Genomic DNA, 13,708 nt, shown 5'->3' on the forward strand with positions numbered 1-13,708 from the left:
ACCCCTCCTCCGGTTATTTTTTTTGCGTATCACGGAACAGCATATGGCTATAGAAGCGATAAAATGCATAGACCATCGACGGATTCCCCGTGCGGATCACCCGCAAGATCAATTGATCGGACCGATTCCCGCCCAACAGATAGGAAGAAGCCGCCGCTTCTTTTAACAGCGGGGTCTCCAAGATCCCCTTCACCTCCGCCTTGCGCTGCTTGGCGTCCGCAGGGTTGTGCGGGCTGAAGCAGTTCACCAGCGCAGAATGCGCTGCATTGCGGAGCAGCCAAGCCAAGTGGCGTTCCCGGTATTGCTTATCCATCCCCTGTTGTTTCAGAAATTTCTGCACAACCTGGTAGCACTTCGTCATCATTTCCATCTTGTGCGGACGGTAACGGGTGCTGAGGGACTCCGGGTTGTAACGGTAGTGATAATAAGCGCCTTTGGCAAAGACGATCTTCTTGGCCAATGTATGCGCCATAATGGACACCGGCAGATCCTCCAGCATGATCTCCTGCTCATTGAAATACGCCAGATGATTTTCCACAAACCAGGCACGCCGGTAGAGCCTGCGCCATGCACAGCCCAGCATCTCCGTGGTGCGCCAGGAACTCCCGCTCACCGATGGGCCGATCAATTCTTCCAACAATGCCCGGTTGCGCTCTTCATCCGACTCGCCCGCCTGCAATGGCACGCTGCACGCGCGGCTCTCCCCATCGATCAGGTTTTCGCGCATATAGTTAAACACCACCAGGTCGGCCTCCTGCTCCTTTGCCGCCGCATAGACGGTTTCCAGCATTTCCGGGTCCACCCAGTCATCGGAATCGATAAAGGCGAGGTACTCGCCCGTAGCGCGCGCCACACCATAGTTGCGCGTATCCCCTAACCCGCCGTGGGGTTTCTCCAGGACACGCACCCGCTTGTCCGTTTCAAAGGAGCGGGCAACCTTCAACGACCCGTCCGTCGAAGCGTCGTTTACAAGCAAAACCTCTATATCTTCTAAAGTTTGGGACAAAATACTTTTTACGCACTGTTCCAAATAGTCTTCCACATTGTAAACCGGTACAATCACACTGACCTTCGGCACGTAAAAGCCTCCTTTCCGATTCCCTTATGCACCGAGGAACGCAAGGATGCGCTGCATCATCGCCTTCCAATCGTATTGTTCTTCTGCAAATGTTCGTTCTTGTCTGCTGCAATCCGCCTGCCGCCTACAGCGCTCAACGAATGCAATCAATTGCTCCATATCCACCGGTGTATCGTCATTCGGCACACGGAGCGCGAACGGCTCCTTACCGGTGAGGCTGTCGTCGTCATATGCGTAGAGGAACGGCAATCCCGCCGCGGCATATTCCCTCGCCTTCAGCGAGGAACAGCGGGTCAACCCACGCCGGTAGCATCCCAGTGTGGAAATCCCCACATCCGCTGTACGGTAGGTGCGGTTCAGCTCGTCACCCGTTTGAAAGCCCGGGCACAGCACGTCCTCCGTCAGGCCAAGGGATTTCACTTGCGCCAGGAATCCCGGCATTTCGGTGCGGTCGCCGCCCACCAGCACAAAGCGCAGCGGATGACGCCCGCCGGACGCCCGGTACGCCTGCATGCCGCGCAGGATGCGGTCGTATCCCTGCCACCACAGCGTCCCGGCCACCCCCAACATAGTGATGGGTTCCCCTTCCGGCTTCGGCGCAACCACCGGGATGGAATCCGTATCGATGCCGTTGTCCGCATTGATTGCTTTTACACCGAAGAAGTGGTCTGCATGGTTCCCATAGAGCACAACGCCATCGACTAGCCCCTTTAAAGAGAGTCCGGAGAGGCGGTCCGCTGCAATATTGGCCGCAATCTTGGCCGCTGTCGTTGCGCCCGCTTTGATCCCCTTGGCGTATTGAATGTTTCGCGCGTAATCTTTCAAATAGGGATAATTGGGGATTTCCACCCCGATCTGCCGGGTTCCAGCTTTTCGGGCGGCTTTGCAAAGATGAATCACATCAAAGCTGATCCGGTCCAGGCGGATATACAGGACGTCGAACCGGTGCGCAGCCACATAGTCCGCTGCAATTTGGAAAAACTGCTTCATCACGCGGCCCGGCCCGATCTGTACTTCGTGGCGGTCCTCACCGCAGAAACAAAATGTCTTCTCCCGCCACAGGGTATAAGTCACCTCATAGCCAAGCTTTTGAAACGCGGACGCCTGCCCGCGAATCTTCCGTGTAACGCCGAGGTAGAGCGGCGCGTCCTCCTGGAAGGTGAGATACAGCAATTTCATGAATGGCAAAGCCTTCTTTCCGGGGAATCATCCCTTCTCTATTTTCCATATTGATTGTACAAATTATACCATCCTGCCCCAGGGAGGGCAAGTAGAAAGCCTTTGATTTTCCTTTGATTATAGTATACTATAGTCAGAGGAAAAGACGAAGCCCTGCGGGGCAATAAAACGCCGATCCACACCGTACGCTTAAACATTGGAAGCGTGACAAACCTTGCATAGATCTTGAATGGAGGCATTGTTCATGAAGACCTGTCTGGTTCTCCTGACCAAAACCTACCCCTTTGACAAGGGGGAAGAATTTATCGAGGACGAGGTTCCCCTGCTGGCCAAGGCCTTTGACCGCCTCGTCATCGCCGCTACCAGCACCTCCGATGCACCGGAACAAACCCGTTCTGTCCCAGCCAACGCTACCATTTTACACATTCCTGCTTCCCGCATCAAACGGGCGCTGCCGGGAGCGGCGCTCTCCTATTTGCCGTTTACCAATTGCCGTGGATACGCCGGCCCGGAAGAGCGCGCCGCCGTCAAAGGCTCCCTGAAGCGCCGGGGCTTTTTGACCTACTTTTTGGCTAAATCTGAAGCCGTCTACCGTGCAGTGGCCGAAAAACTGGCCGATTGCAACTTAGAGCAATACGACGGCGTGACCTTTTACAGCTACTGGTTCTACGACATCGCGCTTGCCGTCGTCCGACTGCGGGACCACTGCGGGGCAAAGGCAAAACGGGCCGTCAGCCGTGCGCACCGGTACGACCTTTATGCGGACCGCAACGCAACCGGCTATCTCCCGCTGCGCCCCTATCTGCTGGAGCATCTGGACCGCGTCTACCCCTGCTCCGCCAACGGGAGTAACCTTCTGAAAAAAAGCTACCCCGCTTACCAGACAAAGGTGGAGACCGCATACCTCGGCACCCGCGATTTCGGCCTCTCCCCGGAGCCGCAAGGGGACGAGCTGCATATCGTGAGCTGCTGCCATATTTCCCCAGTGAAACGCGTAGAGCTTTTGGCGCAAGCCCTATCCCTCTTGGAGGACAGCGGCCTCAAATTGCACTGGACGCACTTCGGCGGCGGGGACGGCCTCGACGCCTTAAAAGCCTATGCGAAGGAGCATCTCAGTTTTATGGACTGCCAGCTTGCCGGGCCCATTCAAAACGAGGCGCTCATGCGCTATTATCAGCAACACCCCGCAGACCTCTTTATCAACACCAGCAGCTCGGAAGGGCTTCCTGTCAGCATCATGGAGGCGTGTTCCTTTGGGATCCCGGCCATTGCCACCGACGTCGGCGGTACCTCCGAGATTGTCCAAGACGGCAAAACCGGCTTTTTGCTTCCCATGGAGTTTGCACCAAATGTTTTGGCAGAGCAAATTGTGGCGTTCTCCCGCCTTCCACAGGAACAACGGCAGGCCCTGCGCGCCAATTGCCGCAAAGTCTGGGAAGAACAATTCTTCGGGGAGCGGAACTTCACCCGTTTTGCCGAAGCCATCCGTCCCTGATTTATCAAACAAACTCAAAAAAATACGCCCATCGCAAAATCCCCCTGATGTAGCAGAATGAACTACATCAGGGGGATTGCTAATTTCGATCAGAAGGACCGCTATATGCTGTTTTGCAGGCGCGATCTCTTCCAGGAAAAATGGAACAGCGCCGCTTTCGCCCTGCGCCACTCCGAAAAGTGCTTATTGTAGGAATGCCTCTTTTGTATTGTCGGCAAAGCTCCTATTGCTTCAAGAGCCTGTCCTGCTTTATTCCTCTACAGAAATGTATGCCTGAAAAATAAAGCCGCTCTGCCCCTCATAGGTAACTTTGACCCAGTCGCCAGAACTCCCCAGCGGGTCCACTAGGAAAGCGTCCCCTGGGTATGCACGTCCAATCGGTTCGCTGTTTTGGTCCGGGGCGCTGCGCACGTTGGCATAACTCCCCTCAATGATGTTGACAATCTTTCCAATCGTCAGATGTACATCCGGCAATGGTGGCAAAGACGCAGGAATGAAACTGGAATCCCCTTCTCCCACCGTGGAGGACGTAGGCGCGGGATTTTCGGAAGAAGTCTCTTCCCCTTCACTTTTTCCAAAGCAACCGGTGAGCAAAAAGAGACTTGCCGCCAGCAACAGACAGAAAACCCGTTTCATAAAACGCCTCCTCACATTTTCTATAAGATTCAAACAGATTATACCACCAAAGGCCAGAATTGCGCAACCGATTTTATACAAGAATTCCAAAACTTGCCTTTACCAGTGATATTTCCGGAAATTCCGCCGCATGATCCAGTAATCTGCTTTTCGTTTGACCCAATGGAAGAGAGCCGCACCGAAAAAGAGCAGGACATTGAGCAAGGACATCAGGATGGCGGCTCTAGATGCCCAATCCCCATAGAAAAACGAACCGGCACTGTAAAGCAGATCGATCACCGCCAGATATTTCGCTTTGACCGGAACGACAAAGAACAGTAGCAATTCAAAATTGGGGTAGAGCGCTGCAAACGCCAAAAACAGCGACAAGTTTAAATATCGGTTCACGCCGTAGCCGGTGACTAGCGCGGCCAAAACGCTCCCGAGAATTCCGCTCAGATAGAATAAATTCAAGCGAAACGTGCCCCATTCCTTCTCCAACGCATTTCCCAACAGGCAATAAAAATAAAGGTTCAAAAGGACCCACAGCGGCGAGCTGGAAGGCGGTAAAAAGAGAAAGGTCAGGAAACGCCAAATCTGTCCCCGCGCGACTAGATCCATGTCCAAAGCCAGCAGGGACTGCATCGGCGTGCCGGGAAAAAAGAGGTCGATCAAGTACACGGCCAACATGATTCCAGACAGGGTATACATCAAATGCGGTATTGCATAGCGCCCAAATTTGCGTTCCATTTGACTGAGCCATTTCATGGATAACACCTTCCTTATCCTTCAAGTCTCGGTCAAAATGGCCCTGTTCATACAAGCAATTGCAGTATTCTTCTCCATGCCGGACATACTAACGACAAATCTGTCTGAAAAGGAGGTATGGTGATGCTGCTAAACAACGCCGACTTGGAAAACATTTGTGAGGCGCTGCACCAGATGGAATTCCGCTGTGCCAGGAACATCCATCTGATGGAGGATTCCTTTTTATCCGCTGCGGACCAAGATTCGAAGATTGAGCTGGCCGTATTGCGGGAACAGCTCCAACAGTACCACGCTACTATGGAAAAAATCCAACTTCTCCGTGAAACTGGTCCTGTTTAAATGCCCGTCAACCCTCTTCGACCACCACTTCGTCCGCGAGAGCCGCAACTGCGGCGAAAAGCCCCTGTGTGTCCTTGCGGGTATCCCGCAACAGGTCCGTGTCCTCTGCAAAATTCCCCCATACCGAGAAACGGCCGTCGTCCTGTTGTACAACCTCCAATTCCTCATACGTTTCATAACGGCGTGGATCAAAGTCCTTCTGCCCGCCAAACAGGCCGTTTACTGCGTCCCATTTGTGCTCCCTGAAAAAATAACGCTTCATAGATCGTTTCCCCTTTCTCTCCTTTTGTTCGTTTTGGACACCAATCCATCCCTGCCGAATAAACTATGGATGGAGGTGTGAAACATGGTTGTAAAAATGAATGTGTACCACTGTATGAACCCAAAAGAAAACCCGGAACCTTCGTGGATGCGCAAACCGAAGGCCGCTGGGACGCTCCAAGACGACCTTGTAAAACGCTTTAAAGAATCGCCGGACTCCTTCTTCCCTTCTTTCTATCCTCCTACAAGGCCCGAATCCCAAACATAAGCACCGGCGCCTGAGGCCCTCTTTCCCAATCTTTGGAAAGAGGGCCTCTTCGTTGCGCAACAGCACTTGCGCAGAAAAGAAAAAAGAGAGCCAAAACAGCTCTCTGTGTGGGAATCGATCAACATCCCGAAGAATAGAAGAAGGTGGTCCCATCCACCACTTTGCACCAATCGGAACGCTCCAAGATGTCCAATACCTCGCTGCGCTTCACCTTTCCGCTGAGTGCTTTTGTGACCTCCGGCATACGGATCAAACGGTCTGGATTTTGTTTAAAGAAGTTCTCCAGTTCCCCTTCCAAATTGGAGGTTGTTTGCGCCTTTTGCTGCGTTGCAGCCGGCCTGGACGCCCTACGGTCGATCAAGAACGCCTCCGTATGCTGTTTGACATACATCAGGAACATCGTCTTAATCCGGCTCACCAAGCGCGGCGGAAGGCCCTCCGAGGCCGCCAGCTGATCAAACCGGCATCGCGCCAGATCCGCCATGGTTTTGTAATGATGCCGTTCACAGTAAAGAAGAAACGGCCGGTAGAGCTCTCCGGAGTAAATTTGTTCGATCTCGTCCACAATAACAGTCCCTTCCTAATTTTAAAGTCGTGCGAAGAATGATTATACAGGAATCTCCCAGAATCTTCAAGTATTTTCCAAAAATTTTCCATTTCCATCCAAGGAGGTCCAGCTTCATCCCCTCGCCGGATCGGTTTCGAAAAAAGGCAGCTTCACAGCTGCCCTTGAATCTCTTCTAATATCTGTAAATAGCCTGCTTCGTAATTTCCTTCCGGCGGTTCCATGCAAACGACTTCTACATTCAGACTGTCCAACAGGGAACATAATTGTAAAAAGCTTTCCGTCTCCGTTCCCACCCGATAGAACACAATCCGATTTTTTACAAAAGGAGCCATTCCACGGTAATTGGCATTCATCAAAAAAGCCCGGTAGGTCAACAGCCACCAAACGTCCATCTCCACCCGGTCCAAACCATATCCCACAAAAAATAGGTCATGGGTAAAAAAGAGCTCTGCAAAGCTGCCTGTGCTTTCCCGATCTCCCCGCAGAAGATTAAACAACACCACATCCCTTGCACCCTTTTCATGCGCAAGCAACAGGCTGCGCAACTTTTCCAAGGCGCCTGCATAATGTTCAAACCCCAGGCAGACGGACGAGGGGGCCTTTGCCTCCCCATGGATGTGGCGGATGGTCTTCCCGCCGGCGGCCTGCTTGCGGAAAAGGCTATACCGGATTTCCGCACTCCCGGACTTTACCCCATGTTCGAAAAAATGAGGGTCCGCCGCATATTCCAGCATATAGTCGTAATTGGTCGTCAGGATCTCCTGGACCGGCAAATCCATCAAGCGCTTCTGAAGCAGCTGCGGCTTTTTCTGGGGATCCAGCATGGGCCCCACAATATCGGATTTCATTTGCCAAAATGCCCTATCCCCCGTAAAGCAGCGGGATTTTAACGCAGCATTCGCGATGCGCTCGAATTCCATGGAAAAGGAGGCGTTGCTTTTCCCTGTCACCCCTAGCCGTTCCGCCAGGCTGTCCAACATACCGCCCCAGGAATGTAAGACCGGATAACAACGGTTCAAACCATTGCCGACAAAAATTGCACTCGCCATCTGCCTATCCCCCTATCTCCAATTTTTTAATATAAATAGCAAAAAATCCAGGATCCTAAAATGGTTCCTGGATTTTTTGTGGAGCTGCTAACCAGAATCGAACTGGTGACCTCATCCTTACCAAGGATGTGCTCTACCGACTGAGCCATAGCAGCAAAGTGGCGACTCGGAACGGGATCGAACCGTCGACCTCTAGCGTGACAGGCTAGCGTTCTAACCAGCTGAACTACCGAGCCGTATGGCAGGGGCAGAAGGACTTGAACCCTCGGCACGCGGTTTTGGAGACCGCTGCTCTACCAACTGAGCTATACCCCTATTTCTTTGCGGTACCCTCAAGCGCGAGATTAATTCTAGCATTTTCTACACAAACTGTCAATAGTTTTTCGCAAACTTTTTTAAAAAATTTCAGCCAGATAAAGGAAAGAGTAGGCGGGCGAATCCGATGGCCGTTTTCGCCCGCCTTGCACATTCCTATGTAGGCTGCTTTAGATGGAAATCTTCAGCGCAATATCATAGAGTTCCTTGTTAAAGGGACGCTTCATCGCCAACGCCTCTGTGATGTCGAGATCCACCACTTTGCCCTCACGGACAACGATGACGCGGTTGCTACGGCCGCTCTCCAGCAGCTTTACCGCCTTATACCCCATTTCGCTGGCCACCACACGGTCGCGCAACGTCGGGGAACCACCGCGCTGCACATGGCCGAGCACAGTTGCACGGGTCTCAATACCTGTGCTCTCCTCGATCTTATGAGCCAACTCGGTCACACCGCCGACGCCCTCGGCAACAACAATGATAAAGTGCTTCTTGCCGGTCTTCTGGGTAAACTGCATACGGTCGATGATATCCTTCTGGAAGTCAAACGGAACCTCCGGCACCAGGATCACGGTTGCCCCCACGGCAATGCCCACCAGCAGAGCCAGGTCTCCGCAACGGCGGCCCATAACCTCCACAACGCTGCAGCGGTCGTGGGACTCGGTCGTGTCGCGCAGACGGTCCACCATATCCACAGCCGTGTTCATAGCCGTGTCAAAGCCGACAGTGTATTCGCTGCTGGCAACGTCGTTGTCAATCGTACCAGGGATGCAGACACAGGGGATGCCTGCGCCCGTCAGGTCACGCGCGCCGCGGAAGGAACCGTCGCCGCCGATGACTACAACCCCTTCAATGCCCAGCTTCCGGCACATATCTGCCGCCTTCTGGACGCCTTCCGGCGTATTGTATTCCTTGCTGCGAGCTGTATACAGCATCGTGCCGCCGTGGTGGATGATATCCGACACGCTGCGGAGATCCATTTCGAACACATCGCCGCTCAGCAGGCCCTGATAACCCCTGCGGATGCCCAGAACCTCCATACCGGAAGTCAACGCAGTACGCGCTACCGCACGCACTGCTGCATTCATGCCCGGTGCGTCACCGCCGCTCGTCAACACGCCAATTTTTTTCATACTCATAACCGTATCCTCCTAAAAGAAAATCTACTGATTTCAGAATGCCGCGTCCATTTGACGCTGAAACAGGATTCTTTGTCTAATTATCCCTATTATAGCGTATTTTGTAAGAACTAATCAAGACATAAATATGGATAAATGAATCCGCTATATGGAAAATTCACTCATTCCTTCACAAAAGCAACATTTGCCTTGCCCAAAACCTTACAAAGCTCCCGCAAAAGCACGTCATTTACATCCACGCGCATCGAGGTCGGGGCCAGCATCAGCTTTTTGGTATCTTCAAAATAGACGTATAGGGGTGTGGGGCCGTCAAATACGAGAATATATTTTTTGGCCTTCTCATACAGCGGGCTTTCCTTACTGGGAACCTTCAAATACAACCCCGGGCGTTTGGACTTCTTCGGGGACGGATGATCCCCTATGCGACCCTTGTCCGGCGCGGGAAGCACCTGCTCGCATACGAGCTTTGTCTCCTCATCCTCGCGCATGCTCACCCGCCCGCGCATCTGCACAACGCTTCCCTCCGTGATCAGCGCCGCATACTGCGTCAGCGTATTGGGAAATACCAGCGCTTCGATCGAGCCGAACATGTCCTCCACGGTGACAAACGCCATGGTGCTGTTGTTTTTGGTCACCTTTAAGCGCACCTTTGTGAGAATGCCCAGCAGTGTCACATGGTCGCCGTCGTGATAGCGGCCTGTATCTTCATCCAGGAGTTCCCCGGTCTTTGCCGCATGCAGTTGTCCATACGCCGGCAAGTATTCCGCCATGGGATGGCCGGAGAGATACATGCCGGTCACCTCTTTTTCCATTGCCAGCTTGTCCGCCATGCTCAGATCCGCCATGGGCCCAATCACGAATTCTTCCTCTGCGGCGCGCGGCGTCAGGCTATCGAAAAAGCCGAGCTGCCCATCCACATTGCGGCGCTTGTCCGCTTCTAGGGATTCGAGGACGGAAGCGACGTTCTCCAGCATTTGCCGCCGGTTATAGCCCAGATTGTCCAATGCGCCGCATTTCACCAGGCTTTCCAGCGCACGGCGGTTCAGGTCTTTTCCATACATCCGCTTGCAAAAATTATAAAACGAGGTGAACGGACCGCCTTGGTCGCGCTCCTGCAACAAGCCGCTGATAAAGCCCTTACCCAAATTCCGGATGGCCAGCAGTCCAAAGCGGATGTCCTTCCCGTCGACGGTAAACCCATTCCGGCTGAGATTCACATGGGGCGGCAACACGTGGATGCCCAGGCGGATACACTCAGCAATATAGGCGGACAGCTTGTTGGTCATATCCAAAACGCTGGTGAGCAGTGCGGCCATGTATTCCTGCGGATAATAGCACTTCAGCCATGCAGTCTGATAGGCCAAGAGCGCATAGGCCGTGGCATGCGATTTATTAAACGCATAGGAGGCAAAGCTCTCCATCTCGCCGAAGATCGCCTTGGCGGTCTCCTCGTCTACGCCGCGGCGGATACAGCCGTCCACCTCCACGGTGCCGTCTTCATTTACCAGCCCATAGATAAAAATCTGCCGCTCTTTTTCCATGACGTCCGCCTTTTTCTTGCTCATGGCGCGGCGGACAATATCGGCGCGGCCGAGCGAATACCCCGCCAGGCTCCGGAAAATCTGCATCACCTGTTCCTGGTAGACGATGCATCCATAGGTGACGTCCAAAATATCCCGCAGCAGCGGGTGGCGGAACTGCACCTTCTCCGGGTGATGGCGGCACTCGATATACCGCGGGATGGAGTCCATCGGCCCAGGGCGGTACAGCGAAATCACCGCGATCAAGTCCTCCAAACGCTCCGGCCTGAGCTGCATAATCACGCTGCGCATCCCGCCGGATTCAAACTGGAATACCCCGTCCGTGGAGCCAGTGGACAGCATGTCGAAGACCTTTGGGTCGTCCAATGAGATATTTTCAATCTGAAAATCCGGGACTTTGGTGCGGATCATCTCCTGCGCGTCGTGGATCACAGAGAGATTACGCAGTCCCAAAAAGTCCATTTTCAAAAGGCCGAGCTCTTCCAAGGTGGTCATGGTGTACTGCGTAACGATGGAATCATTGTTCTTTGCGAGCGGGACATACTCGCTCACCGGCCGGTCTGTAATCACAACGCCCGCTGCATGGGTGGAGGCGTTGCGCGGCATCCCCTCCAGCTGACGGGCCATGTCGATCAACTCATGCACCTGGGGGTCGGTGTCGTACCGCTGCCGCAGCTCCTGCGAGGCCTTCAGCGCCTTTTCCAGCGTGATATTCAACTCCATGGGCACCAGCTTTGCAATGCCGTCCACCGTGGCATAGGGGATCGCCATCGCGCGCCCAACGTCGCGGATGGAGCCGCGCGCCGCCATGGTGCCAAAGGTAACGATCTGCGCCACGTGGTCACTGCCATATTTGCGCACGACGTAGTCGATCATCTCCTGGCGGCGTTCGTCGCTGAAGTCGATGTCAAAATCGGGCATGCTGACCCGTTCCGGGTTCAGGAACCGCTCGAACAGCAGGTTGTACCGTATGGGATCGACACCCGTGATGCCGATGCAATAGGCCGCCAAGCTTCCTGCGCCGGAACCGCGCCCCGGTCCCACAGGAATTCCCACGCTCTTCGCATAGCGGACAAAATCGTATACGATCAGATAATAGTTGACATATCCCATCTTTTCGATGGTGGCGAGCTCATATTCCAGCCGGTCAACAATCGACTGCTCCGGATGCTCCCCGTAGTATTTATGAAGCCCTTCGTAACATTTGTCCCGGAAATAGGCGGTGTTCTCCTGCCCATTGGGCGTATCAAAATGCGGGAGTTTTGTCTTGCCGAACTCAAATTCCACATGGCAGCGCTCTGCAATTTTCCAGGTGTTGTCCGCGGCCTCCGGATGGTCGGGGAACAGGGCGCGCATCTCCTCCTCCGACTTGTAGTAAAACTCATCCGAGGCGAATTCCATGCCGTCCTTGTCTTCGATCGTGTGGTTCGTCTGGATGCACAGCAGGATATGGTGCATCTTGCTATCCTCACGCCGGATATAATGGCAATCGTTTGTCACGACCAATGGAATGCCCGTATCCTTGGACAGGCGGATCAACGCCGGATTGATCAGCTTCTGCTCCCGAATCCCATGGTCTTGCAGCTCCAAAAAGAAATTGCCGTCCCCAAAGATCTCTCGATAGCGCAAGGCGGCCTCTTTTGCGCGGTCATAATCGTTGGCCACCAGCGCCCGGGGGACCTCCCCTGCCAGGCATGCGGACAGGGCAATCAACCCCTCATGATATTGCTCCAAGAGCTCAAAATCGACGCGCGGCTTGCTGTAGAATCCCTCAATCCAGCTTTTGGAGACCATCGCCGCCAAGTTTTGATAGCCGGTGTTGTTCTCGCAGAGCAGGACCAGATGGCGGTGTTCCGAATCAAGTTCGCGCGTCTTGTCGAACCGGGAACGCTGGGCAACATATACTTCACAGCCGATGATCGGGTTGATCCCGCGCGCTTTGGCCGCCTTATAAAAATCCACAGCGCCATACATCACGCCGTGATCCGTAATCGCAACCGCCCGGTCGCCCCGCTCCGCCGCCGTATCCAACAGGCGCTTGATCCGGCATGCGCCGTCCAGAAGGCTGTATTCTGTATGCAAATGCAGATGTGCAAACATGAGAATTCCTCCTTTCCCATTTATTTAAAGGGATGCCTCACCGCTCCGGTAGGGTTTCCGCCAAGTCCACAATGCGCTGTAAACGGTGATTGACGCCGGACCGGCTCAGCGGCGGCGAAAGCGACTCCCCCAGCTCGCGCAGCGACATCTCTGGATTCTGCAAACGCAGCTCCGCCAACTCCCGCAGCTCCTCCGGCAATTCGCCCAATCCGGTGGATTCCGCAATCTTTTGGATGGCCAGCACCTGCCGCGCGGCAGCCGACGCGGTTTTATCCAGGTTCGCCGTCTCGAAATTGGTCCGGCGGTTGATCTGGTTGCGGACCTCTTTCAGCATTTTTACCTGCATCAATTCCATGGCGGCCGCAGGAGCGCCCAAATAGGTCAGCAGGTCCGTCACCTGTTCCATCCCCTTACTATAAACCACAAACGAGCCTTTGCGGTTGGTCAGCCCGGGCTGCAAGCGCTCCACACCGCACATCTGTAGGGCCACCAAGAGGTCCTTTGCCAGATTGCTATATGGGACGACAAACTCTAAATGGTATTCCTTGTTTGGGTCCGTCACAGTCCCGCAGCACAAAAAGGCTCCGCGCAGAAAAGACGCCAAGCACTCCGGGCAGACGATGTTTTTCCGGTGGATGCGCAGGTTGATCTCCCCCGCTTCATGGCCAAAGGTATGCAGCAGGAGATTCCTTTGATCGTCCCCCTCCACCGTAACGGAAAAGGTATTCCGATTTTCCTTCCTGCGGGAGATGGAGCTCCGCAAGTCCACAATGACGCCCGCCACCTGCGCTGCAAGCTGTGCCACCCGATGAGCAACGGCGGCATTTTCCGTCACCATGCAGACCGAAGCGCGCGAAAAGCTTCTGCCAAACAAAAGTAAACCGTAGCACTCCGCCTTGCTGCAGCAGGAGCGCTGCGGTACCGATTTACACATTTCATTTTTGGTATCTGCCGCGAACGACACGATTTCACCGCCTTTTCACTCAGGGCTTT

13 protein-coding genes and 3 tRNA genes are annotated in these 13,708 nt (G+C 54.0%); 3 read left to right on the forward strand and 13 right to left on the reverse strand.

Annotated elements, in window-relative coordinates; genetic code table 11:
• Positions 1–13 precede the first annotated feature (13 nt).
• Positions 14–1,078 (reverse strand): glycosyltransferase, encoded by a 1,065-nt coding sequence (locus B5F54_RS00555; protein WP_087228982.1) that lies wholly within the window; start codon positions 1,076–1,078, stop codon positions 14–16.
• A 24-nt stretch (positions 1,079–1,102) separates the two neighbouring features.
• Positions 1,103–2,257, reverse strand: coding sequence for a glycosyltransferase (locus tag B5F54_RS00560; protein ID WP_087228985.1), 1,155 nt, complete (start codon positions 2,255–2,257; stop codon positions 1,103–1,105).
• A 244-nt stretch (positions 2,258–2,501) separates the two neighbouring features.
• Here B5F54_RS00560 and B5F54_RS00565 point away from each other — a divergent pair, with 244 nt between their 5' ends.
• A complete protein-coding gene (locus B5F54_RS00565; protein WP_087228987.1) occupies positions 2,502–3,752 on the forward strand; it encodes a glycosyltransferase in 1,251 nt (416 codons plus the stop codon).
• Positions 3,753–3,809: 57 nt separating this feature from the next.
• Positions 3,810–3,944, forward strand: coding sequence for a hypothetical protein (locus tag B5F54_RS18230; RefSeq protein ID WP_275532216.1), 135 nt, complete (start codon positions 3,810–3,812; stop codon positions 3,942–3,944).
• Between the two features lie 57 nt (positions 3,945–4,001).
• On the opposite strand, the gene B5F54_RS00570 is transcribed toward B5F54_RS18230, so the two are convergent.
• Both B5F54_RS00570 and B5F54_RS00575 read right to left on the reverse strand, forming a co-directional pair.
• Positions 4,002–4,388, reverse strand: coding sequence for an SH3 domain-containing protein (locus B5F54_RS00570; protein WP_087228989.1), 387 nt, complete (start codon positions 4,386–4,388; stop codon positions 4,002–4,004).
• Positions 4,389–4,487: 99 nt separating this feature from the next.
• The gene (locus B5F54_RS00575; RefSeq protein WP_087228992.1) at positions 4,488–5,135 is read right to left on the reverse strand and encodes a rhomboid family intramembrane serine protease; all 648 of its coding nucleotides are present in this window, start codon (positions 5,133–5,135) and stop codon (positions 4,488–4,490) included.
• 123 nt (positions 5,136–5,258) lie between these two features.
• On the opposite strand from B5F54_RS00575, the gene B5F54_RS00580 reads away from it, so the two are divergent.
• Positions 5,259–5,474 carry a hypothetical protein gene (locus tag B5F54_RS00580; protein ID WP_087228995.1) on the forward strand — a complete coding sequence of 72 codons (216 nt, stop codon included), beginning with the start codon at positions 5,259–5,261 and terminating at the stop codon, positions 5,472–5,474.
• A gap of 7 nt (positions 5,475–5,481) precedes the next feature.
• Here B5F54_RS00580 and B5F54_RS00585 read toward each other — a convergent pair whose 3' ends face one another.
• The 9 genes from B5F54_RS00585 to whiA form a co-directional block, all read right to left on the reverse strand.
• Positions 5,482–5,736, reverse strand: coding sequence for a hypothetical protein (locus B5F54_RS00585; RefSeq protein WP_087228998.1), 255 nt, complete (start codon positions 5,734–5,736; stop codon positions 5,482–5,484).
• A gap of 385 nt (positions 5,737–6,121) precedes the next feature.
• Complete coding sequence (locus B5F54_RS00595; protein WP_087229004.1) at positions 6,122–6,568, reverse strand: hypothetical protein; 447 nt, start codon at positions 6,566–6,568, stop codon at positions 6,122–6,124.
• Positions 6,569–6,720: 152 nt separating this feature from the next.
• Positions 6,721–7,620, reverse strand: coding sequence for an SIR2 family protein (locus B5F54_RS00600; protein ID WP_087229007.1), 900 nt, complete (start codon positions 7,618–7,620; stop codon positions 6,721–6,723).
• Positions 7,621–7,699: 79 nt separating this feature from the next.
• A tRNA-Thr gene (locus B5F54_RS00605) sits at positions 7,700–7,775 on the reverse strand.
• Between the two features lie 4 nt (positions 7,776–7,779).
• A tRNA-Asp gene (locus B5F54_RS00610) sits at positions 7,780–7,856 on the reverse strand.
• Between the two features lie 3 nt (positions 7,857–7,859).
• A tRNA-Trp gene (locus tag B5F54_RS00615) sits at positions 7,860–7,935 on the reverse strand.
• 170 nt (positions 7,936–8,105) lie between these two features.
• Positions 8,106–9,074 carry a 6-phosphofructokinase gene (gene pfkA, locus B5F54_RS00620; protein ID WP_087229010.1) on the reverse strand — a complete coding sequence of 323 codons (969 nt, stop codon included), beginning with the start codon at positions 9,072–9,074 and terminating at the stop codon, positions 8,106–8,108.
• Positions 9,075–9,235: 161 nt separating this feature from the next.
• Complete coding sequence (locus tag B5F54_RS00625; RefSeq protein WP_087229013.1) at positions 9,236–12,715, reverse strand: DNA polymerase III subunit alpha; 3,480 nt, start codon at positions 12,713–12,715, stop codon at positions 9,236–9,238.
• A gap of 37 nt (positions 12,716–12,752) precedes the next feature.
• Entirely contained in the window at positions 12,753–13,679 is a 927-nt protein-coding gene (gene whiA / locus B5F54_RS00630; RefSeq protein ID WP_087229016.1) for a DNA-binding protein WhiA, read from the reverse strand.
• Positions 13,680–13,708 lie beyond the last annotated feature (29 nt).

Origin of the sequence: Anaeromassilibacillus sp. An250, assembly GCF_002159845.1 — a bacterium.
Lineage (GTDB): Bacteria > Bacillota > Clostridia > Oscillospirales > Acutalibacteraceae > Anaeromassilibacillus > Anaeromassilibacillus stercoravium.